Raw genomic sequence first — 21,524 nt, 5'->3', positions numbered from 1 at the left:
CCCCGGTTATTGTGCGGCCAGACCGTTACGTCGGATCACGTCGGCGTACCACCTGGCACTGGACTTGGGGGTACGAAGCTGACTGTCGTAGTCAATGTGGATCATGCCGAAGCGCTTCGTGTAGCCCCATGCCCATTCGAAATTATCCATCAGGGACCAGGCGAAGTACCCACGCAATGGCACGCCCGAAGAGATCGCGGTGTGGCAGGCCCTCAGGTGGGCGTCGAAGTAGGCAACCCGGTCGATGTCGTCGACCTCACCGTCGACCACCTCGTCGACGAAGGCGGCCCCGTTCTCGGTGATGTAGAGCGGCAGCTCGGGGTACTCCCGGTGCACCCGCTCCAGCACCTCGACCAGGCCGGGGGCGTCGATCTCCCAGTTCATGTCGGTCACCGGCACACCCCGGGTGACAAACCGGACATGCTCGCTGCCGGGCCAGTTCGACGGCGCCCGCCAGTACGGCTCCGGCTCCACCCCCTCGATCGGGGCGGCCACCACGTGCCGGCTGTAGTAGTTGATCCCGAGCACCGAGAGCGGGGTGGAGATGATCTCCATGTCGCCGTCGCGTACGTGCTTGAAGTCGGTCACCTGGGCCAGGTCCTCGACCACGTCCGGCGGGTACTCGCCGAGCAGGATCGGGTCGAGGAAGAACCGGTTGGCCAGCCCGTCGATGCGCCGGGCGGCGTCCGCGTCGGCGGGGGTGTCCCGCTCCGGCGAGACCGCGTACAGGTTGAGCGTGATGCCCAGGTCGTGGTCGGGCCGGGCCTCCTTGATCGCGCGTACGGCGAGACCGTGGCCGAGCATCAGGTGGTGACCGGCCTGGACCGCCGCCTCCGGGTCGCTGAGTCCGGGGGCGTGCGCCCCGGAGCCGTACCCGAGGAAGGCCGAGCACCACGGCTCGTTCAGGGTGGTCCAGTAGCGGACCCGGTCGCCGAGGGCGTGGTGGGCCAGCACCGCGTAGTCGGCGAACCGTTCGGCGGTGTCCCGCAGCGGCCAGCCACCGGCGTCCTGCAACGGCTGGGGCAGGTCCCAGTGGTAGAGCGTCACCCACGGCTCGATGTCGTGCTCGAGCAGGTCGTCCACCAGCCGCTGGTAGAAGTCCACCCCCTCGGGGTTGACCGGGCCGACACCGCCGGGCTGGATCCGGGTCCAGGACAGGGAGAACCGGTACGACTTCAGCCCCATTTCGGCCATCAGCTTGATGTCGTCACGGAACCGGTGGAAGTGGTCGCAGGCGACGTCGCCGGTGTGCCCCTGTTTGGTGAGACCGGGGGTGTGGCTGAAGGTGTCCCAGATCGAAGGGGTACGGCCACCCTCGGTGGCACCACCCTCGATCTGGTACGCCGCGGTGGCGGCACCCCAGAGGAAGGTGCTCGGGAAGATGAGCTCGTTGGTCACGACTTGACGGCGCCTTCCATGATGCCGCCGATGATCTGGCGGCCGAAGAGTACGAACACGACGAACAACGGCAGCGTCGCGATCAACGTGCCGGCGAAGATCTGCGAGTTGTCGGCGAAGTAGGCCGAGTTGAGGCTACGCAGGGAGATCTGCACGGTCGGGTTGGCCGGATCGGCCAGCACGACGAACGGCCAGAAGAACTGGTTCCACTGCTCCATGAAGGTGAGCAGCCCGAGTACGGCGGCAGCCGGGCGCAGGGCCGGGGCGACCACGTGCCAGTAGACCCGCCAGGTGGAGCAGCCGTCGACCCGGGCCGCCTCGATCAGCTCGTTCGGGACCGCCTGTTCGGCGTACTGGCGCATCATGAAGATCCCGAAACCGCCGATCAGGAACGGTACGGTCACCGACGGCATGGTGTTGAGCCACTCGAGCTTCGCCATCAGGATGTAGAGCGGGAGCACCCCGAGCTGGATCGGCACCATCATCGAGGCGAGGATGATCAGGAGCAGCGCGTTCTTGCCCTTGAACCGCAGCTTGGCGAAGGCGAAGCCGGCGAGCGAGCCGAAGAAGACGGTGGCGATGGTGATCGTGCCGGAGACGAGGAACGAGTTCATCAGCCCCTTGACGATGTTCGCGTCCCCGTTGGCGAGCACCCGTTCGATGTTCTCGCCGAGCTTGCCACCGGGCAGGAACGGCGGTGGCCAGGAGTTGGCCGCGTCGTTCGTACGCGAGGCGATGACGATCATCCAGTAGAACGGGAACAGCGACAGGATCACCGCGAAGACCAGGCCGACCCAGGTCAGCGGGCTGGCCTTCCAGAGCCGCTCGGCACGGTTGCGAGGCGGGCGCCCCTTTGGCGGGGTGAGTGGCGAGGGCCGGGGCCCGAGCGTCGTCGTAGTCATCGTCGGGTCCTCACTTGTCCGAGCTGATGCGGCGGGCCAACAGGTAGTTGATCGCCGACATGGCCGCGATCAGCACGAAGAGCACGAGCGCCACCGCACCGGCGTACCCCCACCGGAACCGGGTGTTCATGACGTCGAGCAGGTACATGGTGATCGTCTGGAACTGACCCTGCGAGCCGCCGGAGATGCCGCCGGAACCGCTGGTGAACAGCAGCGGTTCGGTGAAGAGCTGGAGACCGCCGATGGTCGAGATGATCAGCGTGAAGATGATCGTCGGGCGGAGCTGCGGGATGGTGATCGACCAGAACTGCCGGGTCTTGGACGCGCCGTCGAGCGCCGCGGCCTCGTAGACGTCCTTGTTGATCGACTGCATAGCGGCCAGGTAGATCAGCGCGTTGTAGCCGACCCACCGCCAGTCGACCATGGTGGAGATGGCGAACCAGGAGGCGTACCGGTTGGCCCGCCAGTCGATCGGATCGATCCCGACCAGGTCGAGCAGCCAGTTGGCCAGGCCGAACTCCCGGGAGTAGATCATCGAGAAGATCAGCGCCACCACCGCGGTGGAGGTGATGATCGGCATCGCGATGGCCATCCGGAAGAAGGTCTGGCCCTTGATCCGCCGGTTCAGGGCGTTGGCCAGCAGCAGCGCGATCAGCAACTGCGGCACGGTCGACATGGCGAACATGCCGAAGGTGTTGACCACCGCGTTCCAGAACTGCGGGTCCTGGCCGATCTCGACGAAGTTGTCCAGGCCGACGAAGCTGATGGTGGCGTTCATCGGCGACCGGTCGGTCAGCGCGATCCAGACGGTGTAACCGATCGGATAGGCGCTGAAGATCGCGAAGATGACAAAGAACGGCAGGATGTACAGGTAGGGCGAGACCTTGAGGTCCAGCCGGGTGAGCGAACGTCGGGGGGCACGCCGGGGTCCCCGCTCGTCGTCCGTCCGGTGGCTGTGCCGGCCGGTCGGCGGGGCCGGGTCGAGATCCAGGCTCATCGGAAGTCCTTCAACTAGGGCGTGGCGCCGACAGGGCGAACCTGTCGGCGCCACCCGCGCTCACGGCCGGGGTCACTTACCGGCGGCCGCACCGTTCTTCAACGCGTCCTGCCAGGCCGCGTCGGCGGCCTGTCCCTGCTCGACCGCGCGCAGCGCGTTCTCCACCGCGGTCCGTACGGCCTGGTTCTTCGGGCCGAGGTAGACCGGCTTCAGCTCGGTGGCACCGGCGGCGAAGATCTTGCCGACCGGCGCGTTGCTGAAGTACGCGTTGGTCGCCGCGGTCACCGCCGGGTCGCTCAGCGCGGCCGGCTGCGAGGGCAGGTTGCCCAGCTTCTTGAACACCTCGATCTGGCTCTGCGTGCTGGTCAGGTACTTGGCCAGCTCCGCCGCCGCCTTCTGGTGCTTGCTCGACTTCGGTACGGCGAGGAAGCTGCCGCCCCAGTTGCCGCCGCTGCCGGGAGCCTTGGCCACATCCCACTTGCCGGCCGCCGCGTCACCGGCCTGACCCTTGATCGTCCCGGTCATCCAGGCGGGGCAGGCGATGGTGGCGAAGGTGCCGTTCTTGAAGCCGGCGTTCCACTCGTTGGAGAACGACTGGAGGTTGTTGGAGAGCTTCGCCTCGATCATCTTGGTGGTCAGGTTGAACGCGGTCTTGACGTCCGGGTTCGTGTCCAGCACCAGCTTGTTGCTCTTGTCGTAGTACGTGTAGCCGGTGCCGGCGCCCGCCGTCTGGCTCAGTACGACGTTGAAGAAGTTGGTCGCCGAGTCGACGAACTTGTTTTTCTGGTCGGTGGCGGCGAACTTCTTCCCCTGTTCGATGAACGCGTCCCAGGTCGGCCAGAGCGCGCCGACCTCTTCGCGGTCGGTCGGCAGGTTGGCGGCCTTGAACAGGTCGGTGCGGTAGCAGATCGCCATCGAGCCGACGTCGGTGCCGAGGCCGAGGATCTTGCCGTCCGGGGTGGTGCCCTGCTCCCACTTCCACGGCAGGTAGTTGGCCTTGAGGCCGCTCGCACCCTCGTCGGCCAGGTTCACGAACTTGTCGGCCTGCGCGTAGAACTGCACGATCGTGCCCTCTTCGAGGGCGACGATGTCACCGGCGCCGGAGCCGGCGGTGATCTGCTGGGTCAGCCGGGTGTTGTAGTCGCCCAGGCCGAGGCCCTTGCCGCGTTCCTGGATCGTGACGTTCGGGTGGTCCTTCTTGTACGCCTCGTACAGGCTCTCGTACCCGAAGCCCTGGTCGCCGAAGACGTCGACGATCAGGGTGATGGGCGCGTTGGGATCGGCCGGCTCGCTTGACGAGTCGTCGCCACAGGCCGTCGTGGCGAACACGGCGACGGACGCGATCGCGATTGCCGCGAACCGCCGACGGCGGGACGTGACGCTCATCCTGACCCCTCTCAGGTCGCATGTATGTGTGGTGGGGGGCGCGGTGGTACGGGTTGGGGATGGCTACCCGGACGAAGATCGTGGATCGATGCTGTGGCGCGAGCCACACAGGCCGGGAGCGCTCCCATGAGATTGCCGGGGGGTTTCCGGGGTGTCAATACCCCGATGGGAGCGTTCCCATTTCGTTACCGCCGCCGCCCAAGGTCACAAAGAGCGAAGAAGGTGTTACGGAGCCGCCGCAGCATTCAGCAGAGCCGGCGGGTCAACGTGGTCGCACGGTCGGCAGCGAACGCCTCCGCGTCGAAGGACCGGCCGATCCACTCCCGCATCGACTCGTGGTCCGGATGGTCGGGATCGGCCAGCGCGACCAGGAAGGTCCGGTAACCGAACGCACCACCCACGTCCTCCGGCGGGCAGGCACGGGCACCGCTCACACAGATCGGGTACCGCTCCCCCGGATCGGCACCGAACGCGTCCTCGACCGTGACGTCGTGCTCCCACCAGTCACCGAAGTCGTAGGTGTAGCGGAACCTGCTCCCCTTGCCGACCACCGCGTCGAGCCGGGTGTCCAGCTCGTCGCGCAGGGTCAGCTCACCCTCCGGGTCGGGCTCGCCGTACTGGAGACCGTCGATCTCGAACGAGTGCAGGTGGCAGTCCTGCCAACCCATCACGTGCTGGAGGACGCGGTGCAGCCGGTCCAGGGTGTAACCACCCGGCACCAGCACCCGCCGCCACACCACGGGCGTGACATCGGAAAGCGAGACCTTCAGTTGGAAGATCTGCCGTTGCGGGCTCGACAGTTCACGCACCATCAATCAATACCACGCAGGTCAGCGGCGTAACGCAGACTCAACGGAATAGCCCAAAATCTATCTCTCGTGGTGCAGAACTTTCACGGCGGACGCGGCAGCGGACGGTCACACCAGCCGAGCAACCGCTCGGTGAGCTGCCGGGTGCTCGACTCGCCGAGGTCGGCTACCGCGTCGGCCAGATAACGCACCAGGTGCCGGCGCATCCGTACGGCGTCGCACTGGAACAGCACCTTGAGCTGCCGCTTGCGGGTCAGGCACGGCCACGGACTCCCGCAGGCCCGACACAGCCAGGTCGGCCTGATCGGGGCATGGATCAACGCGTCAGCCACGGCCAGCCCCGTTGGTTGCGCCGGTCGCCGGTCGTCGCCCCTTCCGCCGTACGCCGATCAGCCGGCGCCTCGCGCGGACAGCTACCGTGCCGCGACTGCCATTCGCGCAGCGCCGCCCGGTGGTGCTCGGCCTCGTCGTGCGCCGCGGCCAACTCCCGGTACAGCGCGGAGAGTTCCCGCTCGACCCGCCACAGGAAGCCCCGCACCTCGGCCGGCGCATAACCCCGCCGCCCGATCCGGGTCCACCCGAAGGAGATGCCCCGGACGTCCACCGGGACCAGGCGCCCCCGGCCGCCCCGGTAGACGCCATTCCGCCCCGCGTTCCGATCCATCCGGCCCCCTCTCGGCCCTGCGATCCGACTCATTCCAGGTGGCCCAGGCGCAGGCAGGTGAGGCAGCGCAGTCCCGAGCCGCAGACCGTGCACCAGCACCGCGACTTCCGATAGGTCACCAGCCCGGCGACGAAGCCGAGCAACACCGCCCCCACCACCGCGAATCCCACCTGATACATCGACACGACATCCCCTCGTCTGATCGAAGTCGCCAAGGCCGATCGAAAGTCATCGTGCCAAAGCAAATCTGGGAAGTCGAGACTTCCATGGAAGATTAGTTCGTGAGACTCTTCGATCCGAGCTTGTACTTGGAGGACCGGGAGGCGAGACTGACCATGACCGCTCATTGGGAGGTACACGTGGCGAGGGCAAGCGGCCCCACCATCGCTCGCTGGCAACTCGGCGGGCAGTTGCGACAACTGCGCGAGAAAGCCGCAGTGGACCACGCGGAGATCGCGGCCGAGTTGGGCTGCTCCGCCTCGAAGATCTACAAGATCGAGTCGGGCGACGTCGGCACGAGCCGGTCCGACGTCATCGTGATGCTCAACCGCTACGGGATCACCGACGAACGCCAGCGCCAGACCGCCCTTGACCTACAGAAGCAGGGCAAGGAACGCGGGTGGTGGGCGAAATACGGCCAACTGCCGAACCCGTACAGCATGTACATCGGACTCGAGTCGGCCGCCACGGCGATCCGGAACTTCGAACTGGCCGCCGTACCCGGCCTGCTTCAGACCGAGGACTACACCAGGGCTCTGTTCGATCAACAACGCCTCAACGACAGCCCGGAGGAGCTGAGCAGGCGACTCCAGGTGCGGATGGCGCGGCAGGAGTGCCTGGTCGAGGATCCGCCGGTTCAACTCTGGGCAATCATCGACGAAGGCGCGTTGCGCCGGGTAGTCGGCGGACCCGCCGTCATGCGCGCCCAGCTCGAACATCTCGTCACGCTGTCCCAGCGCAAGAACATCAACGTCCAGGCCCTGCCGTTCAGCGAGGGCGCTCACCCCGGCATGCTCGGTTCGGTATCGATACTGGAATTCCCGGAAGAGGTCCACACGCCAGTTGCCTACGTGGAGAGCTTCGCCGGAGACGTGTACTTGGAGAAGGAGGAGGACATGAGACGGGTTACCGTTGCCTACACGCACCTGCACTCGTCTGCGCTCAGCTCCGCCAAGACACGGGACCTGATCGCGGCGATTGCGTACGAGTTGACGTAGGCGAAGGAGAACCGCTGTGGAGCTGACCGGCGCCGAGTGGCGCAAGAGCACCAGGAGCCAGACCAACGGCCAGTGCGTCGAGGTGGCCGATCTCAGGAACGCGGTCGGCGTACGCGACAGCAAGGACGCCGACGGGCCGGTGCTCACGATCGACCGCGCCAGCTGGACAGCGTTCGTCGGCGGTCTCGGCGCTCGCGACAGCTGAACGGTCCCCGCGACGTAGGGATGGGCAGCAGTGGAGCTTCACAGTGCCGAGTGGCGGAAAAGCACACGCTCCAGTGGCGGCGGCAACGGAGACTGTGTCGAGGTAGCCGATCTCCGGGACGCGGTCGGTGTACGCGACAGCAAGGACGCGGACGGACCGGTGCTCACGTTCGACCGGTCGGGCTGGGCGGCTTTTGTGCACGGCCTACGCCACGCGCAGCCGGCCGGGTAGTCCCAGGTCAGTCGTCTTCGGGCTCGTCCCGGTATTCGCTGAGGGTGAAACCTACGCCGTTGTTGTCGAGCGGGCATACGGTCACCGGGATCGTGCTGTCGTCAGCGAATCGCAGGCTGAAGAGCGGATCGAGGTCGCGAAGGATCTCGAATCCTTGCAGGTCGTCGTCCTCGACCAGGTGAGCCGTCGCCTCCCAACCGGCCTCCGAGGTGCTAATCACCACCGTGACCTCGGTGCTGAAGCGCAGGGACGAGTTGGTCCACCAGTCGAGCCAGGCCGTACCCCGGTAACCATCCACACCACGCAGCTAACCACCGGGCGGCGGAACAAGCGTCGCCTCGTGTAGAGAAAGAGTGGCTATCCGGCGGGGGATAACCACTCTTTCTCTACACGAGTGGTCATCCCCCGCACGCTCCGGTTCAGGTGCGGAACGGGCCGGTGACGCAGTACGTGATGCCGCCGGACGAGGAGCCCGAGGTGCCGCGCTGGGACGAGAAGTACAGCCGGTTCCCGGCCGGGGTGAACGCGGGACCGCAGATCTCCGACGAGCCCTGGCCGGTGATCCGGAGGAACACGGAGATCTTGTCGTCCGGGGTGATCGCGCAGATCTCCATGTTGCCGCCGTCCTCGGCGACGTAGAGGTCACCGAACGAGGAACCGGTGATGTTGTCGACGCCGGTCAGCGGCGCCGAGCCGGGGCTGACGAGGTTGTCGTCGTAGGCGAGTTCGTAGGTGTTGTTGGCGAGGTTGAGCTGCCAGACCCGGTTGTCGCCCTTGGTGGTGAACCACAGGGTGTTGTTGGAGTAGTGGCAGCCCTCACCGCCGTTGAACGACTTGGCGCCGGAGACCTGCGACCGGGTAACGGTCGGGGAGCCGTCCGGGTCGGGTACGGCGGCCCAGCTGAACGAGCCGGACGTGGCGCTGCCGGCAACCAGGACCTGGAGCGCACCGGCCGACAGGTCACCCCAGGTGTTCGGGATGAACCGGTAGAGCTTGCCGTTGGTCTCGTCCTCGGTGAGGTAGATGACCCGCCGGTCCGGGTCGGCGGCGGCGGCCTCGTGCTTGAACCGGCCCATCGCCGGGCGCACCACGGCGGTGCCACCGAGCGGGTACGTCTCCCACACCCGACCGAGGTCGACCTCCTCGCAGGACAACCAGGTGTTCCACGGGGTCTTGCCGCCCGCGCAGTTGTTGTTGGTGCCGGACAGGATCCGGGACGCCCCGGTGACGGCGCCACTGGAGTTAAACAGGATCCGGGACGCGCCGCCGCCGGAGCCGGAGCTGGTCTCGGAGTTGGAGACGTAGACCCAGCCGGTGCCGTTCGCGTACACCGCGCCGCCGTCGGGCGCGCTGTGCCAGGTGTACGAGGTGCCGGGCACCACCTGGCCGGAGCGGGCAACGATCTGACTGGTGAACCCGGCCGGGAGCTGGATGCCGTGGCTGTTGGCGGCCTGGAGCGGACCGTACGGGCCGGTCGCGTTCTGCGCCGGTGCCGCGTACGCCGCCGACCATGCGGTGAACGGGAGCGCTACGGCGCCGGCGCCGAGCACGGTGGCGCGCAGCATGTTCCGACGATCCATCTGGACCTCCTTGGTGGTGGGGTCCGAGGAACGTAACGATCCGCTGTAGCCGGACAACGCAACGTAAATGAACGTCCGTCATCAATATATGAAACGTCACCCTCCCTTCTGATCACGAAGAGCTTGGCCGGTCATAGCGAGTCAGACTCTTCGTGATCACGGAGCGCCCGCGCGGGGCGGTGGGCGAGCGGTTAGTTGATCCAGCAGATGACGGCGTTGCCGCGCTTGGCTGCGGTGGCGAAGAACCGGCGGGCGTCGGGCAGGAAGTGGGCGACCCAGACGAGTTCGTCGGGCCGGTCCCAGTGGTTCGGGTAGATGTCGGCACGCTGCAACTCGGCCGGGTCGACGCCCCGGATCAGGTCTTCCGGAGTGATGGTGGCGAGTTCGGCCGCAGCCGTGGCGACCTGCTCCGGAGTGAGGTAGCGGGGCGGGCCGTAGCCCCAGTCCTTGCCCGACTCCTCGAGATGTTCGAGGAACTCCTGGAACTCCTCGTCCTCCGGATCCGCGTCGGGGTATTCGACGAAGCCCTCGGCGCCCTCCACGATCGGGACATCGAAAGCCCGACGCTCCAGCAGGAAGGCGAAAGCCTGCCACGCCTTGCCCGTACCCGACGATCGGTCGTCATCAGCCTCCCGGGCGGCGCGGACGAGGTCGTACGCCCAGTCGAGGTCGTCCTTTGCCCGTGCCAGCTCGGCCGGCGTCACCCGTAGCCAGTTCCCGTTCATGCTCACGGACGGCAGGTTAGGCGTACGGTCCGACAGGATCCGACGCCGCTCAGAAGATGCGGTTGGCGCCTTCGGTGCGGGCACGGGATTCGGCGGTGCCGGGTGCGAGGTTGTGGCAGAGGATCACCGACGCACCGGCGAACAGTGGGGCGAGCAGCCAGAAAACCGGGTGTTCCTGCTCGGCAGTGTCGACCAGCACCCGATCGCCCGGCCGGAGGTCGTGGGACTCGGCGATCCCCTGCGCCACGGTTGCCCACTCGCGGTAGCTGGTGCCGTCGACCGTGGCCGCGTCGGTCGGCCGGACCGAGGCGTACGGCGGCGCGCTGTCACCGTGCTCGCGGACCTCGACCAGGTAGTCCCGGTAGCCGGCCGGCACCTCGCGCATCGGTTCGGCCCCCGGCGCGAGCCCGAGCACGAACTGGTGTTCCGCCTCGGGTACGTCCTCCAGCCAGTTGTCGAGCCGGTTGTGGGCCACGAAGGTGACGTCGGCCGGCAGGTCCGCGCCGGGGCCGATGCGCGGCAGACCGGCGGTCGCGGCCAGGTGGAAGGCCACCGAAACGCCGGCCGACCAGGCGCCGAGCAGCACAGCGGCGGTCTGCCAGTGCGGCGGCAGCAGCACCGCCGCGCGGTCACCGGGATTCAGCCGGCAGCCGTCGACGAGCAGGTTCGCCGTCCTGGCCACCCAGCCGCCCAGTTCGGCCACGGACAGCTCGGTCCGCTCCCCGGTCGCGTCGTCACAATAGGTGAGCAGTGGCCGCGAGGTGTCGACCGCCGCCGCGTCCAGCAGGGCGGGAACTTCCTCGGTACGGCGTGCAGCAGTCACGTCCATCAGGGCGACGATACCGAATCCCGCCCGAAAAGGACTCACCCGGAGCGGTAACGCGAATTTGTCGTACATCAAAAACGATGTACGTACTCGCCTGGGGATGTAAAGGAAAAACGCGATACGGCTTCCAGCGAGGCTACGCATCGTGACCGGAAGCACGGCGGCCGGCAGGAACGGACGGAGTCGCGGCGGGGCAGGAGCGGGCGGAACGGACGGAGGCCGGCAGGCGGAGCGCAGGCGGAGCGCGCGGTGGGCGCGGTGGGCGCGGTGGGCGCGGTGGGCGCGGTGGGCGCGGTGGGTCAGTCGGGGCGGGTTCGGACCAGGGCGGCGGCGCGGTCGAGGGCGGCCTTCTCGGTGGCGGTGAGGGTGGGATTGACCCGGCGCAGGTCCAACGCCCGCCGGAGCTGGCTGGCCCGGGGCGGCTGCGCCCGTTGCTGGAAGGCGGCCAGTGCCAGCCGGCCGGGGTCGGCGAGTTGGACGTCCTCCCCGACCGCGACCTCGGCGAAGATCAGCGCGGTCATCGCCACGTCGAAGTCGGCCGGTCCCTCGACCGCGTTGCGCCAGTCGATCACGACCGGGCCGCGCGAGGTCAGCATGACGTTCAGCGGATGCAGGTCGAGGTGCAGGATCCGGTCGGTCGGGTCGGTGCCGAGCCGGGCCGGCAGGGCGTGCAGCCGGTCGTGCAGGTCCACCAGCAGGTCGGCGGCCGGGTCGACGTCGATCCGGCCGGCGAGCAGGGCGTCCAGGAGGGTTTCGCCGTCGAGTCGTTCGAGGACCATCTCGGGCCCGACGGCGGAATGGACCTCCGGCACCGGATAGCCGGCGCCGGAGAGGTAGGCCATCACCGCCGCCTCCGGGGCGGTGTCACCGCCGTCGCGGTAGCGGCGCAGGACCCGCCTCCGGTCGAGCGCGAACACGTCGGCGTCCCGACCGGAGGCGAGCAGGGTGGGTTCGTTCACGGCTGCTGACGCTAGTTGCCCCAGATCGCCGTCGCCCACTCCGGGTGGTCGATGAACGGGTTGCGGTTGCCCTGCCACTCGTCGTAGATGACCTGGTTGCGGCGCTTCTCGAAGGCGTCCGGCGGGTCCGACCGGTTCCACTGCAACAGCACCGACAACTTCCCGATGTACGGGTTGCTGCCGTTGTTGACCGACTGGTTCATCTCCAGGTTGGGCCAGCCGTCGCCGCCCTCGTACCGGACCGCCATATACATGATCATGCGGGCCACGTCGCCCTTGACCGCGTTGCGCGGTTCGAACGAGTCGCTGTCGGTGTAGTTGCCCGGTGCCTCAGCGACGGTGCTGCCGCCGCTGTCGAAGTCCTTGTTGCCCCGGGAGGCGTTGACCGAGACGTCCTCGGGCCGCAGGTGGTGTACGTCGGTGCCGGGACCGGTCGCGGTGCCGAAGTCGCCGTGCGACTTGGCCCAGACGTGCTCGCGGTTCCAGTCGTTCGGGTTGCCCCCGTTGGTGTTCTTGCTCTGCGACCTCCCGCTGTAGAGCAGGATGACGTTGCCCGAGTTGCTCGGGTCCTGGTCGGTGTCCTTCAACGCCTCCCAGACCTGGTCGTAGGTGAGCCTGGTCTGGACCCTGATCACGTTGTGCAGGGCGGTACGCAGCGCGGGCCCGGTCTTGCCGATCGCGCTCGCGTAGTACGTCCGGTCGTAGTCACCGCCCGGTGGGCTCGTGGTCGGACCGGCCGTCGGGGTACGGGTGGGAGTGGGGGTCGGGGTGGAGCCGCCGAGGGTCATCGCCGTCGGATCCTTCAACCCGCCGTGGGCGAAGTACGCGGTCAGCGTCCCGGTGACGGTGACCACCCGCCCGCGCAGGCTCGGATTGGACTGGAGACCGAAGGTGCTCCGGTAGGAGCTGGTCACCTGGACGTAGAGCATCCTCGACGTCGCGGTCTCGCTCGCCACGTCGGCGATCGCGATGGCGGTGTCGCCGGTGAAGCCCGACCTGAGCACCGTGTTGGTGGCCGTCGGCTGACCGATGACGTACCCGGTGACCGAAGCGGACCTACCGTCCTGGGCGGCGAGTGCGCCGGCCACCGTCAGGCTCGCCGCCGCCGAGGCCGAGATCGCCGCGACCGGCAACCCCACCCCGAGTACGAGCGCGAGCCCGGCCGCCAGTCGCCACGTACGGGCGCCGGCGATCCTCCTGATATCCATATCTGGCGATGCTAATCGAGATCATCACGTTCACGTCATGCGTGCATGGTCATACTTCCGGCGTGGCGGCCACGACAACGGTCGGCTCGTGGCGTACCGGGAAGTTGACCGAGTTGGCGATGAAACAGGCCCGGTGCGCGTCGGCGTGCAGCCGGGTCGCGGGTTCGACCATGGCCGGCTCGGCCACGGTCACCTCGGGCCGGAGCAGCACCTCGGTGAACCGGCCGCCGTCGGCGTCCTCGGTCATCGCGCCCACCGCCCGGTCGACGTAGCCGGTGACCACCACCCCGGCCTCCGCGCACAGGTGCAGGTACCAGAGCAGGTGACACTGCGAGAGCGAGGCGACCAGCAACTGTTCCGGGTTCCACCGGGTCCTGTCCCCCCGGAACGCCGGGTCGGAACTGCCGGCGATGGTGACCGGGCCGTCGGCGGCCACCTCGTGGTCGCGGTGGTAGTCCCGGTACCCGCTGGTGCCGGTGCCCCGGTTACCGGTCCAGGTGACGACGGTGTCGTAGCGGTGCTGTCGGGCCATCTGCGGTCCACCCCTCCACCGGAACGCGTCGGGAAATCCGCGCGCGGGTCCGGGCAATCTCATGATCGGATGGGGACCAGCCAACCATGGGGAGCGCCACCGATGACAGCCGGTTTCGGGCGGGAGGCGGCGGGCCGTACGCCGTCGGTTTCCTGCGTTTTCGTCTGCCACGACGGTTCCGGGCGGGTGCTGCTGGCCCGGCGCGGCGCCGGCGCCCGCGACGAGCCCGGCACCTGGGACACCGGCGCCGGTGCGCTGGAGTTCGGCGAGACCTTCGAGGCCGCGGTGCGCCGCGAGGTCGGCGAGGAGTACGCGACCCGCCCGCTCGACATCACCACCCTCGGCGTACGGAACGTGCTGCGCGCTCGACGCGCTGCCCGAACCGCTGCACTCCCAGGTGCCACCGACCCTGGAACTGTTCGGCCGGACTGGGGCCGACCCGCGGCGCGCCACCGGTCGTACCGCATAGGGTTTCGGCATGATCTGCCGAGCGTGCCGCGAACGGCGGCATGACCAGTGCCCCGGCCGGAACTGGTGCGACTGCCAGCACCGGGTCCCGGTGCCGACCCCTCCGGTGACCGGGCCGGCCGGCGAATGACCGAGCCGACCTCGGCCGCACCGGCCCCGACCACCGACCCGCGTACGCCGATCCACCGGCTCTGGCCGGCACCGGACGGTACGCCGCTGGACAACGACGCCCTCGCCGCGCTGTACGGCCGCACCGAACAGCCGCACCTGCGGGTCAACTTCGTGTCGAGCATCGACGGGGCGGTGGCCGTCAACGGGTTCTCCGCCGGGCTGTCCAGCGGACCGGACAAGCGGGTCTTCGGCGTACTCCGGATGCTCTGTGACGCCCTCGTGGTCGGCGCCGGCACCCTGCGCCAGGAGAACTACGGCCCGTTACGCCTCGACGAGCGTCGCCGGGCGTGGCGACGCGCGCACGGGATGTCCGAGTATCCGACCCTGGTGGTCGTCTCCGGGGCGCTGGACCTCGACCCCCGGCAGGCGGCGTTCGCCGAGGCCCCGGTCCGCCCGGTGGTCCTCACCCACGCGCGCTCCACCGCCCCGGCGGGGCTGGCCTCCGTCGCCGACCTGATCAGGGTCAGCGCGGACACCGCCGACCCGAACACCCGGTTCGAGGAGTCGACCGAGATCGGCCTGGTCAACCAGGTCGGGCTGGTGGACCAGAACGACCGGATCGACCTGGTGGACCGGGTCGACCTCACCGCCGGGCTCGCCGAGTTGCACCGGCGGGGCCACCGGCAACTCCTCTGCGAGGGCGGGCCGTACCTGTTCGGGGCGCTCACCACCGCGGACCTGGTGGACGAGGTCTGCCTGACCGTGGCGCCGCTGCTGGCCGGGGCGGGCGCCGGACGGATCACCGCCGGTACGCCCAGTCCCCCGCGCGGGATGGGGTTGCGGCACCTGCTCGCGGCCGAGTCGACGCTGTTGCTGCGCTACGCCCGGGACTGATCGGCGGCGGATCGGAGCCGCGACTCAGCCGGCCGGCCGATATTGATCTACATTCGTCTATGGAACGGGAAACGGTTTCCTGTCAGTCTGCGTGAGGCGGATCTCTACGGCCCGCCCAGCCGACGCCACGGGGAGACTGTCGATGACCGCGCCTGTAGCCGACCGCCCGGACGGACCGGAGGCAGCCCCGGAGGCAGCCGCCGAGACGGTTGCGGAGACACCCCCGGAGCCGCTGCCGGAGACGGCGGCGCAACCCGATCCACCGGCCGGGAGGTCGAGGGCTGGCCGGATCGTGGCCACGGTGGAGACGGCCCTGCTCGCGGTCGGGGTGATGCTGCTGGCCGTCACCCCGAAACCGCCGATGATGGGCGACGGGCTCGCCCGCTACCAGGCCCTGCTCGAACTGCTCGAACAGCGGCAACTGCCGGGCACCCAGTACTCGATGATCGGGCCGCTGTTCGCGACGCCACTGTGGCTGGTGGGGGACTGGTACGGCAACACCCAGATCTGGCTCGTGCAGTACAACTTCCTGCTGCTCATGATCGGACTCGCCGCGATCCACCTCCTGCTCCAGGGCCGGATGGCACCGCGTACGCACCGGCGGTTGCTGTTGCTCCTGGTCGCCGGGAGCATGGTCGCCGCGCACGTACAGGACTTCTACGGCGAGATGTTCACCGCGATGGCCGTCGGCGTCGGCCTGCTGGCGGTGACGCTGCCGGACACCAGGTGGGCGACCAGGGCCGCCGGTTGGGTCGCCGTCGTCCTCGGCGTCGCCAACACCCCCGGGTCCATCGTGGCGCTCGGACTGGTCGTCGTCGTGCTCTGCCTGATGCGACGCCGGTTGCGCTACCTGGCGGCTCTGCCGGCCGCCGCCGCCCTGATCGTCGGGGAAAACTGGTGGCGGTTCGGCGATCCGCTGCACACCGCGTACGCCGGGCACGGCGGTGGCGCGACGGTCATGCCGTACTCCGGGGACCCCGGTTTCTCGTACCCGTTCCTGGTGGGCCTGGTCGCGATCGTGTTCTCGTTCGGCAAGGGCCTGCTCTGGTTCACCCCGGGGCTGTTCCTGCCGGCCCGCACCCGGCTGCGGGAGGCCGGTACGGACCTGTGGCGGGTCTGGCTGCTCTGGGCGGTGTTCGTGGCCGGCCTGGTGCTGCTCTACTCCCGCTGGTGGGGCTGGTACGGCGGCATGTACTGGGGGCCGAGGTTCTTCCTCATCGCCATGCTGCCCGCCGCCCTGGCCCTGGCCGTGTGCCTGGAACCGGGCCGGGCCGGGCCCTGGTTCAACGTCGCGACCGTGGGCGTGGCCGTGCTCTCCGTGTGGGGGGCAGCGAACAGCCTCGTCTTCGGCCAGTTGCGGCCGTGGACCTGTTACGAGAACAACTACCACCTGGAAGCCCTGTGCCACTTCACGCCCGAGTTCAGCCCCCTGTGGTTCCCGTTCGTCGACACCCCCGAGCTGACCAGCCTGCAACGCGGCACCCTGCTGTTCTACGCCGTGGTGCTGCTGTGGCTGGTCGCACCGGTGCTCGGTCGGCTCGCCGGCCAGGTCCGGGCGACGCTCGGCGGGCACCCTGACCTGCTGACCCGGCGCGCCTGGCACTGGTAGGCGGCGGGACGGCTACCCCTCGGGCGGGAGCAGTGCGGGCCCGGTCGGGCCGGCGAAGAGGTCGGTCTGCTCGTCGACCCGGAGGTCCGTGGTGGCGTGTGCCGGCGCGGGGCGGTCGGTGACCGGCAGCCGGGAGTAGAGCCGTACCTTCGGGTCGGGGCCGCGCCGGGAGGTCACCGGGCAGGTCACCAACCGCACCGGGAGCGGCGGCGTCTCGAAGCCCCTGCTCCCCCACCGCAGCCAGATCGGGATCCGGCCGGCACCGGCCTCCGCGAGCAGCTTCTCCACCGAACGGCGGCGGTCGGTCCTGTCGATCTCGACGGCCACCGGCGGGCCGTCCGGCCGGGCGCAGGCCACGTCGAGGAACGAGTGCCGGTGCTGGTACGGCGGGGGCAGCGGCAACACGCTTGCCGCCCGGCGGTAGACCCGCCAGCCCCGACCGGTGGCCCAGCCGGCGACCTCCTCCACCAGCAGCGCGGTGACCTGCTCCGGTGTCCGGTCGACGAAGGTGAGCGCGGCCAGCCGGTCGGCCAGCGACGCGGCGATCAGTTCACCATCCCCGGCAACGTCCACCGCGTCACGCTAGCGCCTCCGGCCGCGACGCACCCACAGGCGCTAGCGAACGGTTCGCCCGCCCTTACGGAGGTTCTCGATGGTCAGGTCGAGTGCGGCTTCGAGGTGGGTGATCCGGCCGGTGGAGAGCATCATCAGCACCCCGCCCTGGATCCCGGCGAGCAGGGCCGCAGCCGTCCGGTCGGTGTCCAGGTCCGGATCGACCTGGCCGGTGTCCCGCATGTGGCGCAGGCCCCTGTTGATCTCCGACTCCCACTGGTGCATCAGGGCGCGTACGACCGCCTGGGCGCCGGGGGTGCTGCGACCGAGTTGGGAGACCAGCACGTTGAGTGGGCAGTGCTGGCCCTGCTCCAGGTAGCGGGCGACGACCGCGTCGCGCCAGGCGTACCAGGCGGGCCAGGAGGTGAGGCCGCCGAGGAAGGGTTGCTGGTCGGTGAGCACCCGGTCGGCCTCGAACTGGGCCACCGCGAGCAGCAGTTCCTCCTTGCCCTCGGGAAAGTAGTGGAAGAGCTGGCTCTTGCTGGTGCCGGTCCGGGCGCGTACGTCGTCGAGGGTGGTGACGGCGATCCCGCGCTCCCGGATCTCCTCGGCGGCGCCCTCGATGATCCGTTGCCGGGTCGCGGCACCCTTGCGGGTCAGTGTCCCGGCCACACCGGCCACCTCCTCTTTTAGGACCAGCGGGTCCACTTTACCGCGCGCCCGGCGGCATCGGCGACCATCCGGCGGCGCGGCCCGTACCGATAATTTGCGGTCGCAATATGGCTTCCCACCTGAGGATATCTATGACCATCTATCTCTTGTGCAGTGAAAACTTTCGATTCATACTTCGGAATGTTTCACCACCATGGGCGATCCGGCAAGCCCTGCGGCCCGATCGGCCACCACCAGAAGGGGAACGCATGAAACGACTCCTCCGGTCGCTCGCCGCGGCCGGGGCCGCGGCGGCGCTGGCAGTGCTGAGCCTGATCGTGGCCACACCCGCGTCCGCGGCCACCCTGACCGAGGTGACCAACTTCGGGACCAACCCCAGCAACCTGCGCATGCACCTGTACGTGCCGGACCGGGTCGCCGCCCGACCCGCGATCCTGGTGGCCGTGCACTACTGCACCGGAACCGGTCCCGCCTTCTACTCCGGCACCCAGTTCGCCCAGCTCGCCGACCAGTACGGGTTCATCGTGATCTACCCGTCGGCGACCCGCAGTGGGCAGTGCTTCGACGTCTACTCGCCGCAGGCCCTGCGCCGCGACGGCGGCAGCGACCCGGTAGGGATCCTGTCGATGGTCCGGTACGTCCAGCAGCGCCACAACGGCGACCCGGACCGGGTGTACGCCACCGGCGTCTCCTCCGGCGCGATGATGACCAACGTCCTGCTCGGGAACTATCCCGACGTGTTCAAGGCCGGTGCCGCCTTCGCGGGCGTACCGCACAGTTGCTTCGCCACCACCGACGGCTCGACCTGGAACAGCCAGTGCGCCAACGGGCAGGTCATCCGTACCGCCCAGCAGTGGGGTGACCTGGTACGCAACGCGTATCCCGGTTACACCGGCGTCCGGCCACGGATGCAGTTGTGGCACGGCACCAACGACGAGACGCTGCGTTACCCGAACTTCGGCGAGGAGATCAAGCAGTGGACCAACGTCCACGGGCTGAGCCAGACCCCGACGTTCACCGACACCCCGCAGTCCGGTTACACCCGCACCCGGTACGGCAGCAGCGGAGGCAACGCCCCGGTCGAGGCGATCAGCATGCAGGGCGTGTCGCACAACCTGCCGGTGAACGCGGCCGAGGCGATCCGCTTCTTCGGCCTGAACAGCACCACCCCGCCGACCACCCCGCCGACCACCACTCCTCCGCCGACGACGCCCCCGCCGACGACCCCGCCCCCGACCACGCCCCCGCCGACCACTCCGCCGCCGGTGGGTGGGACCTGTGCGGTCGGTTACACGGTCAACGCCTGGAACACCGGCCTGACCACCGCCGTCACCATCAGCAACCGGGGTAGTGCCCCGATCAACGGCTGGACCCTGGCCTTCACCCTGCCCGCCGGGCAGACCATCACCTCCGGGTGGAACGCCAGCTACAGCCCGACCAGCGGCGCGGTGAGCGCCCGCAACGTCAGCTACAACGGCACGATCCCGCCGAACGGCTCCACCAGCATCGGCTTCCAGGCCACCCACACCGGCAACACCGGTCGGCCGGCCGCCTTCACCCTCAACGGCGTCGCCTGCACCGTCGTCTGATCCGGTGACTGTCCGGGGTGACAGCAACCCGTCCCGTCACCCCGGACGGTGCCGTACCGCCCCGCAGGCGCGTCAACTTGGCGTGCTGTCGTACAGGTGGGGCAGGATGCAACACGTGTCGTGTCTTGAGCAAGAATCGCTCGTGGTCCGCGCGCCGGACCCGACCCACGGACCGAAGCCGGTCCGGGCGTCGGCGCCGACCGGAGCCCGGCGGTGAGCACCCCGCCGATCGGCGACGAGTCGACCGACCCCGGCACGGTGGTCGGCCGGGTCCTCGGCACCGCCGACGCCACCCCGTTGCAGTTCTGGACCGCCGTCGGACCGGACAGCTACCTGCAACTCGACGACGTGGTGGTGACCCGGCGTGAGCTGCCCGACCGGGAACCGGTGACGATCGCCGGGGTGGTCACCCAGGTCCGGGCCCGGCACGAGGGCGCGCAGTTCGACTCGGACGTCTTCGCCATCGCCGACGGCACCCTCCCGGCCCAGGTGCAGGAGGCCGCCGAGATCACCACCACCCGGGTCGACCCGGAGTTCTACGTCCCGCCGTCACCCGGCGCGCTGGTCTACCGGGCGCAGGGCGAGGCGCGTGACTCGGCGCTGCACTTCGACCGGATGGAACGGCGGGTGCCGATGGGCACCGGCCGGGACGGGGTGCCGGTCTTCCTCAACGCCGACTTCCTCGACGGGAGCCGGGGCGCACACGTGTCGATCTCCGGTATCTCCGGGGTCGCGACCAAGACCAGCTTCGCCACCTTCCTGCTCTACTCGGTGTTCCGCTCCGGGGTGCTCGGCGGCGACGCGGTCAACGCCAAGGCGCTGATCTTCAACGTCAAGGGTGAGGACCTGCTCTTCCTCGACCACCCGAACACCCGGCTGGACGCGGCCACCACGGCGGCGTACGCGAAGCTCGGGCTCACCGCGGGCGCGTTCCCCGACGTACGGGTCTACGCCCCGCCCCGGGCCGGGGACGCCTCCGGCACCCCGGACGTGAGCAGCAGGCTGACCGGGGTGGACAGCTTCTACTGGACGCTGACCGAGTTCTGCGCCGACCGGATGCTGCCGTACGTCTTCGCCGACGCCGACGACGAACGCCAGCAGTACACGATGGTGGTCCACTCGGTCACCGCCCACCTGCACCGGTACGCCCAGCCGGCCGACGGCGGGGTGAGCATCGACGGGGTACGGGTGCACTCCTACCCCGACCTGGTCGACCACATCGTGGAGCAGCTCACCGACGAGGAGACCCGGTCCACCTGGGCCGGCAGCGCGATCAACACCGGCACGGTGAACGCGTTCGCCCGGCGGCTGATCAACAGCAAGAAGGACCTGGCCCGGCTGATCCGGGGCGATCTGGCCACCCGCCGCCCGCACCGGATCAACACCGCGGAGAGCGCCCAGGTCACCGTCGTCGACCTGCACAACCTGCCGGACCGGGCGCAGCGGTTCGTGGTCGGTGTGACGCTGAAGACCGAGTTCGAGAACAAGGAGAAGACCGGCACCGCCAAGCCGCTGCTCTTCGTGGTGCTGGACGAGCTGAACAAGTACGCCCCCCGCGAGGGCTCCTCCCCGATCAAGGAGGTGCTGCTGGACATCGCCGAGCGTGGTCGCTCCCTCGGGGTGATCCTGATCGGCGCCCAGCAGACCGCCAGCGAGGTGGAACGGCGGATCGTCACCAACTCGGCGATCCGGGTGGTCGGCCGGCTCGACCCGGCCGAGGCGTCCCGCCCCGAGTACGGCTTCCTCCCCCCGGCGCAACGCCAACGCGCGCTGCTCGCCAAGCCCGGCACCATGTTCGTCAACCAGCCGGACATCCCGGTCCCGCTCTGCCTGGAGTTCCCCTTCCCGGCCTGGGCGACCCGGGTCTCCGAGGCCGGCCAGGCCCCGTCGGAGACGCTGCGTTCGATCACCCAGGCGGCCGACCCGTTCGCGGTGGTCGGCTCCGGGGCCGGCGCGCTGACCGACGACGACATCCCGTTCTGAGGACCCC

At 69.1% G+C, this 21,524-nt stretch carries 25 protein-coding genes; 8 read left to right on the top strand and 17 right to left on the bottom strand.

Annotation, left to right across the window (positions count from 1 at the left end):
* Positions 1-6: 6 nt before the first annotated feature.
* The 8 genes from ACWEFB_RS24825 to ACWEFB_RS24790 form a co-directional block, all read right to left on the bottom strand.
* Positions 7-1,398, bottom strand: coding sequence for a GH1 family beta-glucosidase (locus ACWEFB_RS24825; RefSeq protein ID WP_452289070.1), 1,392 nt, complete (start codon positions 1,396-1,398; stop codon positions 7-9).
* Positions 1,395-2,300, bottom strand: a complete 906-nt coding sequence (locus tag ACWEFB_RS24820; protein ID WP_326560121.1) for a carbohydrate ABC transporter permease — start codon at positions 2,298-2,300, stop codon at positions 1,395-1,397. The genes ACWEFB_RS24825 and ACWEFB_RS24820 overlap by 4 nt, the downstream gene beginning before the upstream one ends.
* A gap of 10 nt (positions 2,301-2,310) precedes the next feature.
* Positions 2,311-3,297 carry a carbohydrate ABC transporter permease gene (locus tag ACWEFB_RS24815; protein ID WP_326560122.1) on the bottom strand — a complete coding sequence of 329 codons (987 nt, stop codon included), beginning with the start codon at positions 3,295-3,297 and terminating at the stop codon, positions 2,311-2,313.
* 72 nt (positions 3,298-3,369) lie between these two features.
* Entirely contained in the window at positions 3,370-4,683 is a 1,314-nt protein-coding gene (locus ACWEFB_RS24810; RefSeq protein WP_452289067.1) for an ABC transporter substrate-binding protein, read from the bottom strand.
* Positions 4,684-4,928: 245 nt separating this feature from the next.
* Complete coding sequence (locus ACWEFB_RS24805; RefSeq protein WP_326560124.1) at positions 4,929-5,495, bottom strand: plasmid pRiA4b ORF-3 family protein; 567 nt, start codon at positions 5,493-5,495, stop codon at positions 4,929-4,931.
* Positions 5,496-5,575: 80 nt separating this feature from the next.
* Entirely contained in the window at positions 5,576-5,824 is a 249-nt protein-coding gene (locus ACWEFB_RS24800) for a flavin reductase (protein WP_452289065.1), read from the bottom strand.
* Complete coding sequence (locus tag ACWEFB_RS24795) at positions 5,809-6,156, bottom strand: DivIVA domain-containing protein (RefSeq protein WP_452289063.1); 348 nt, start codon at positions 6,154-6,156, stop codon at positions 5,809-5,811. Before ACWEFB_RS24795 ends, ACWEFB_RS24800 begins: the two co-directional genes overlap by 16 nt.
* 29 nt (positions 6,157-6,185) lie before the next feature.
* Positions 6,186-6,335, bottom strand: coding sequence for a hypothetical protein (locus ACWEFB_RS24790; protein WP_452289061.1), 150 nt, complete (start codon positions 6,333-6,335; stop codon positions 6,186-6,188).
* A 102-nt stretch (positions 6,336-6,437) separates the two neighbouring features.
* On the opposite strand from ACWEFB_RS24790, the gene ACWEFB_RS24785 reads away from it, so the two are divergent.
* From ACWEFB_RS24785 to ACWEFB_RS24775, 3 genes are read left to right on the top strand one after another with little or no spacing between them, the layout of a single operon-like run.
* Entirely contained in the window at positions 6,438-7,373 is a 936-nt protein-coding gene (locus ACWEFB_RS24785) for a helix-turn-helix domain-containing protein (protein WP_452289059.1), read from the top strand.
* Positions 7,374-7,389: 16 nt separating this feature from the next.
* Positions 7,390-7,578: a DUF397 domain-containing protein gene (locus tag ACWEFB_RS24780; RefSeq protein ID WP_452289057.1), complete on the top strand. Its 189-nt coding sequence runs from the start codon at positions 7,390-7,392 to the stop codon at positions 7,576-7,578.
* A 30-nt stretch (positions 7,579-7,608) separates the two neighbouring features.
* On the top strand, positions 7,609-7,809 hold the full coding sequence (locus ACWEFB_RS24775; protein ID WP_452289055.1) for a DUF397 domain-containing protein: 201 nt from the start codon (positions 7,609-7,611) through the stop codon (positions 7,807-7,809).
* Positions 7,810-7,816: 7 nt separating this feature from the next.
* Here ACWEFB_RS24775 and ACWEFB_RS24770 read toward each other — a convergent pair whose 3' ends face one another.
* The 7 genes from ACWEFB_RS24770 to ACWEFB_RS24740 form a co-directional block, all read right to left on the bottom strand.
* Positions 7,817-8,107 (bottom strand): hypothetical protein, encoded by a 291-nt coding sequence (locus ACWEFB_RS24770; RefSeq protein ID WP_452289053.1) that lies wholly within the window; start codon positions 8,105-8,107, stop codon positions 7,817-7,819.
* A 121-nt stretch (positions 8,108-8,228) separates the two neighbouring features.
* Positions 8,229-9,389: an alkaline phosphatase PhoX gene (locus tag ACWEFB_RS24765; RefSeq protein ID WP_452289051.1), complete on the bottom strand. Its 1,161-nt coding sequence runs from the start codon at positions 9,387-9,389 to the stop codon at positions 8,229-8,231.
* A gap of 191 nt (positions 9,390-9,580) precedes the next feature.
* Positions 9,581-10,114, bottom strand: coding sequence for a YfbM family protein (locus ACWEFB_RS24760; RefSeq protein ID WP_452289127.1), 534 nt, complete (start codon positions 10,112-10,114; stop codon positions 9,581-9,583).
* 49 nt (positions 10,115-10,163) lie between these two features.
* On the bottom strand, positions 10,164-10,943 hold the full coding sequence (locus tag ACWEFB_RS24755; protein WP_452289049.1) for a TIGR03089 family protein: 780 nt from the start codon (positions 10,941-10,943) through the stop codon (positions 10,164-10,166).
* 296 nt (positions 10,944-11,239) lie between these two features.
* Complete coding sequence (locus ACWEFB_RS24750; protein WP_452289047.1) at positions 11,240-11,899, bottom strand: phosphotransferase; 660 nt, start codon at positions 11,897-11,899, stop codon at positions 11,240-11,242.
* Between the two features lie 11 nt (positions 11,900-11,910).
* Entirely contained in the window at positions 11,911-13,107 is a 1,197-nt protein-coding gene (locus ACWEFB_RS24745) for an endonuclease (protein ID WP_452289045.1), read from the bottom strand.
* Between the two features lie 49 nt (positions 13,108-13,156).
* On the bottom strand, positions 13,157-13,639 hold the full coding sequence (locus tag ACWEFB_RS24740; protein WP_452289043.1) for an OsmC family protein: 483 nt from the start codon (positions 13,637-13,639) through the stop codon (positions 13,157-13,159).
* 102 nt (positions 13,640-13,741) lie between these two features.
* Here ACWEFB_RS24740 and ACWEFB_RS24735 point away from each other — a divergent pair, with 102 nt between their 5' ends.
* From ACWEFB_RS24735 to ACWEFB_RS24725, 3 genes are all read left to right on the top strand, one after another.
* Positions 13,742-14,152: an NUDIX domain-containing protein gene (locus tag ACWEFB_RS24735; protein WP_452289041.1), complete on the top strand. Its 411-nt coding sequence runs from the start codon at positions 13,742-13,744 to the stop codon at positions 14,150-14,152.
* A gap of 171 nt (positions 14,153-14,323) precedes the next feature.
* A complete protein-coding gene (locus ACWEFB_RS24730) occupies positions 14,324-15,112 on the top strand; it encodes a pyrimidine reductase family protein (RefSeq protein ID WP_452289125.1) in 789 nt (262 codons plus the stop codon).
* A gap of 142 nt (positions 15,113-15,254) precedes the next feature.
* Positions 15,255-16,721, top strand: coding sequence for a hypothetical protein (locus tag ACWEFB_RS24725; protein WP_452289039.1), 1,467 nt, complete (start codon positions 15,255-15,257; stop codon positions 16,719-16,721).
* Between the two features lie 12 nt (positions 16,722-16,733).
* On the opposite strand, the gene ACWEFB_RS24720 is transcribed toward ACWEFB_RS24725, so the two are convergent.
* The gene (locus tag ACWEFB_RS24720) at positions 16,734-17,294 is read right to left on the bottom strand and encodes a hypothetical protein (protein ID WP_452289037.1); all 561 of its coding nucleotides are present in this window, start codon (positions 17,292-17,294) and stop codon (positions 16,734-16,736) included.
* 42 nt (positions 17,295-17,336) lie between these two features.
* Positions 17,337-17,945: a TetR/AcrR family transcriptional regulator gene (locus ACWEFB_RS24715; protein WP_452289035.1), complete on the bottom strand. Its 609-nt coding sequence runs from the start codon at positions 17,943-17,945 to the stop codon at positions 17,337-17,339.
* 248 nt (positions 17,946-18,193) lie between these two features.
* Between ACWEFB_RS24715 and ACWEFB_RS24710 the strand changes: the two genes are divergently transcribed.
* Positions 18,194-19,534 (top strand): extracellular catalytic domain type 1 short-chain-length polyhydroxyalkanoate depolymerase, encoded by a 1,341-nt coding sequence (locus ACWEFB_RS24710; protein ID WP_452289033.1) that lies wholly within the window; start codon positions 18,194-18,196, stop codon positions 19,532-19,534.
* Between the two features lie 228 nt (positions 19,535-19,762).
* Complete coding sequence (locus ACWEFB_RS24705; protein ID WP_326562986.1) at positions 19,763-21,517, top strand: ATP-binding protein; 1,755 nt, start codon at positions 19,763-19,765, stop codon at positions 21,515-21,517.
* Positions 21,518-21,524: the final 7 nt, after the last annotated feature.

The organism is Micromonospora sp. NPDC004704, assembly GCF_053601675.1.
The sequence above is the reverse complement of the archived record's forward strand: the minus strand, read 5'-3'. Positions and strand labels throughout refer to the sequence as shown.